This is a genomic window from Candidatus Roseilinea sp. NK_OTU-006 (genome assembly GCF_012931985.1).
Classification (GTDB): Bacteria; Chloroflexota; Anaerolineae; order J036; family Brachytrichaceae; genus JAAFGM01.
The window spans coordinates 1-3,756 of the sequence record NZ_JAAFGM010000066.1; the positions used below are offsets into that span (position 1 = coordinate 1).

Consider the following 3,756-nt stretch of genomic DNA (forward strand, 5'->3'; position numbering starts at 1 on the left):
GTGCTCCTAGTCAAGCAGCTACCCAACCACTACAGCGCTGAATGACTTGCCATTGGGGGTTTTGCACCGATGCATCGTGCACTGCTTTGTTCCATCCCCCCGCCCCCCTGACGGCGCATCCCGCCTACGGCGGCGCGGGCACAAGGCCCGCGACCTGCTTTGATTCTTCGGAGTTATTCGGGGATCCCCGGTTTTTAATGGCATCAATTACCGGGGATGATTTTTTTGCAGTTTTGTCCCCCGGTCTGAGCATTAAAGATCAGACAAGCATACATGCTTGTCAGGGTGGCATTTTGGTAAAAAAATCCCTCGCTCAAAATGCCTGCACAATGCCCATTTTTCCCGTGCACTCTGTGATAATCAGCATTATCACAAGTAATTCAAGTGGCATGATTTACTACCTTGTCATGGATGATATCTTTGGTACACTTGAAGCATCGAACGGTGCACTGAAAGGGGTTCATCCATGAGCAAGGCAAGCATCGATTGGGTTACCGATACCGGGATGCAAGTCACGATCAAACGGCGCAAGCCGGCCCTGACGGCCTACCAGCAGCGCGCGCTGCAGGCCCTGCAGGCAATGGGCCGTGACCAGTACAGCCGGGCCGATCTGCAGGCCGCGGGGATTGGTTTTGCTACAGAGCGCGCGCTGGTGCGCAAGGGATATCTGGCCCTGCAGGCCGGCGAGCGCGGGGATTACTTCGAGGTACTACCATGAGTGAGCTTGAACGGGTGCTGCTGCAGGCCCTGCATTCATGCCCCGGTTGTTGGCTATCCCGCCGGGAGATTGCTGACCGTATTGGCCGGCCCAATGGCAAGCTGCTGGCATATGACCGCAAGCTGCTGCAGCGGCTGGCCTCACGGGGCCTGATTGAAGTGCAGTTATCCCGGCGAGGGGTTGTGCAGCGCGAGTACATCTACCGCGCCAAGTAAAGCAAGCAGCGCGTGACCATGCCCCGGTACGCGCTGCAATCCTGATGGGTTACAACAGGTGCAAGGATTATACCATGTGGGATATCAAAAATCTGAGACCGCTGACCAGTGAGCAGTACGATGCCGCGCGGGGCCGGGCCATTGAACGGATCAAGGCCCGCATTGGGGAAAAGCCAACCCGCAAAGCATTTGCGCGGGAATTGGGGCCGATCGCCAGCCCATTGGATTGGTTGGCGCTGATCGTGTTCGGGGCCGCGCTGGCCATCAGCAGCGTGCATATCGTGCAGTACATGAGCAAGATCGCCCTCGCCAGCTATGACCCGGCCAGCGCCGGGATCGTGATCGACTTGAATCTCTGGACGGTTGTGCATCAGGCCGGCGCGATCTTGCTGGCCGAAAGCGCTGCAATCCTATTCATGACCATGCACAACCTACGGGGCCGCGCTGGCCGGCGGGGCATACCAGTGGCGCTGCTGCTGGCCTTGCTCGCGAGCGCGTTCGTGTTCATCGCCAATGCCAGCAGCGGGGCCAACCTACTGGTGGCCCTCATGCCCCCGGCCTTTACTCTTGGGTTGGGCCTGAGGCTGGAGGCGCTGATCGCAGAATACCTGCACAGACAGACAGAGATCAGCGCAAGGTATCTGGCCGCGTTGGCCGTGTTTGAAGCCGCCAGCGCGGATCCGGAAAAGCATCCGGATTACTCCAAGATATTGGCGCAAGAGATCTGGCAAGCACTGGTAAAGATCAGCGCTAACAAGACGTTCATCGATGCACCAGCGGGGTTCAAGCGCGCTGCAGTGGTCAGGGAATTAGACCGCGAGAATTGGTCAAATTCGCTTGAAATTGGGGATGCTGATAGATCATACGGCCCCGCGCCAGAAAACGCGCTGCAGGCCGTTTTAAGCGATTCTGAGGGCATTCCTGCGAGCAGCGAGGATGCTGATCCGCGCCCTACCAAGCGCCGGCTGGCGGTCAACGGGGCCAGCGCCAGCGCCGGCGCGTGAAGTGCAAGCATTGCGGCGGGCCAATCCCTGCAGGCCGGCGAGCTGATGCACTTTTCTGCAGCAGCGCTTGCAGGGTGGCCCATCACCGATCTGTAACGGCTATGAGGTCATAACTATGGTATAATGGCCGCTATCGAAAACGAATTCCCCCATCCTACTTCTTGGCGGGACTAGGCGGGGGAATTGGCACAAGGTATTCGAATGCCTGCACTTAAATATATCAAAGTTGTCAACAGAATACAAGCCGGTCTGATCAACCGGTTCCCTCAGGGATGCTGGTCTGTTGTGCCGCGGGCCAGCATCCCGTCCCGCCAAGAAAGTGGCGGGGCATGGATGTCCTCTACAAGCTTGACAGTCTGAATATCCCCTACCTACCTGCAGCGAACAAACGCCCGGCAGTGCAGTGGCGCGAGTACCTGAAGCGCCCCCCGGCCAGCGGCGAGGTTGAGCAGTGGCGGCGCGCCGGCCTGTTTGATGGCGGGATCGGGGTGGTGCTGGCCCGCTACAACGGCCTGATCGCGGTGGACTTGGACAAGTCCGAACAGGTCGATCAATTCCAGCGCGTCGGGTTCCCCGATAGCTACAGCGAGGTCACGCCCCGCGGGGGGATGCACGTGCTCTATCGAATTTCTGCACCTGCAGAATATCCGGCCTATACGGCTGGCCCGCGCGGGGAATTGGCTGCCAACCGGTTCCTGATGATCGCCCCATCGCCGGGATACCGCGCGCTGACCGATATCGGATGCTTGCGCCAGATCTCGCACAGTACCTGCAGGGATCTGCTGGCGTACTTCGCCCCGGCCCCGGCGATCGACCTGCAGGCCGAATTCTGGCGCGCTGCACAAGCTGCACAATCCCGCAACCGGGGCCTGTTTGCAGCCGCGCTGGCGGGCCGGCGCGCTGGCCTGACCAAGCAGCAAGTGCTGCAGGCCCTGCGAGACGTGTTCATCAATGCCCCGGCATTTGGCCGGCATCAGCCCGAAAGCAAGCGCGAGCGCGAGCGCGAGTGCATCGCCACTATCACCAGTGCTTTCAAGGCCTACCGGGCCGCGGGGCCGGGGTTGCCAACCCGGATCCGTGAAGCGCTGCTGCAGGCCGGCGCGGATCAGGCTGCAAGGATGCTGGACGGCCTACTGCTGGCGGGGTTCCGCCCCGGCGAACAGGTTGCCATCCGCCAAGTGCTTGAAGCCTTTGAGCGGCGGGGGATCCCCCTGACCGAACGGATGATCCGGCAGGCCCTGCAGGCCGAATTGGCCGGCGCGCCGATCTTCGAAACTCGTGCAGCATCCGGCGGACGGGGCCGGCCCGCGCTGCTGTACCGGATCCCGGATATCACGCTGCTGGCGGACGCTTGCGGCGTGAAAGTTGGCGGCAGCACGCCACTGCGCCCTGAGGATCTGGCAAGCGCCAGCAGCTATGCCCAAGCAGTGCATGTAGACCTGATCTCGCGCGCGCCAGGCCGGTACAGCCTTGATCTGCTCACAACCCGCGTCAATCGGTCGCGGCGAACGATCCGCCGCTACAACCGGCGCGCCGGGATCCGCGTCACGCAACAGTGTGAGACGGTTGAGCTGCGGGCCGGCACGGCCAAGTACGCGCTGGCCAACGTGCCATCCGGATGCTGGCTTGACGTCGATGGGCAGAGGCTGCCCCCGCGCGCGGATCTCGCGGAAAGCCTGCTCGCCGCGGGCCGGCGCGTGCTCCTAGTCAAGCAGCTACCCAACCACTACAGCGCTGAATGACTTGCCATTGGGGGTTTTGCACCGATGCATCGTGCACTGCTTTGTTGCATCCCCCCGCCCCCCTGACGGCGCATCCC

General features: G+C 61.5%; 5 protein-coding genes. All 5 read left to right on the forward strand.

Features of this window, described 5'->3' with window-relative positions; translation table 11 throughout:
• The first annotated feature begins 197 nt into the window (after positions 1-197).
• The 5 genes from GXH28_RS15230 (at position 198) to GXH28_RS15250 (ending at position 3,679) form a co-directional block, all read left to right on the forward strand.
• Positions 198-470 (forward strand): hypothetical protein, encoded by a 273-nt coding sequence (locus GXH28_RS15230; protein ID WP_169239872.1) that lies wholly within the window; start codon positions 198-200, stop codon positions 468-470.
• Positions 467-718 (forward strand): hypothetical protein, encoded by a 252-nt coding sequence (locus tag GXH28_RS15235; RefSeq protein WP_169239873.1) that lies wholly within the window; start codon positions 467-469, stop codon positions 716-718. Before GXH28_RS15230 ends, GXH28_RS15235 begins: the two co-directional genes overlap by 4 nt.
• Positions 715-933, forward strand: coding sequence for a hypothetical protein (locus GXH28_RS15240; RefSeq protein WP_169239874.1), 219 nt, complete (start codon positions 715-717; stop codon positions 931-933). The genes GXH28_RS15235 and GXH28_RS15240 overlap by 4 nt, the downstream gene beginning before the upstream one ends.
• A gap of 44 nt (positions 934-977) precedes the next feature.
• Positions 978-1,937, forward strand: coding sequence for a hypothetical protein (locus GXH28_RS15245; protein ID WP_169239875.1), 960 nt, complete (start codon positions 978-980; stop codon positions 1,935-1,937).
• Positions 1,938-2,266: 329 nt separating this feature from the next.
• Entirely contained in the window at positions 2,267-3,679 is a 1,413-nt protein-coding gene (locus GXH28_RS15250; RefSeq protein ID WP_169239876.1) for a bifunctional DNA primase/polymerase, read from the forward strand.
• The last annotated feature ends 77 nt before the right edge of the window (positions 3,680-3,756 follow it).

Coding starts and splice junctions, on each gene's coding strand:
- GXH28_RS15230 (WP_169239872.1), top strand. CDS start 198: ATGGCATCAATTACCGGGGATGATTTTTTTGCAGTTTTGTCCCCCGGT.
- GXH28_RS15235 (WP_169239873.1), top strand. CDS start 467: ATGAGCAAGGCAAGCATCGATTGGGTTACCGATACCGGGATGCAAGTC.
- GXH28_RS15240 (WP_169239874.1), top strand. CDS start 715: ATGAGTGAGCTTGAACGGGTGCTGCTGCAGGCCCTGCATTCATGCCCC.
- GXH28_RS15245 (WP_169239875.1), top strand. CDS start 978: ATGGGTTACAACAGGTGCAAGGATTATACCATGTGGGATATCAAAAAT.
- GXH28_RS15250 (WP_169239876.1), top strand. CDS start 2,267: ATGGATGTCCTCTACAAGCTTGACAGTCTGAATATCCCCTACCTACCT.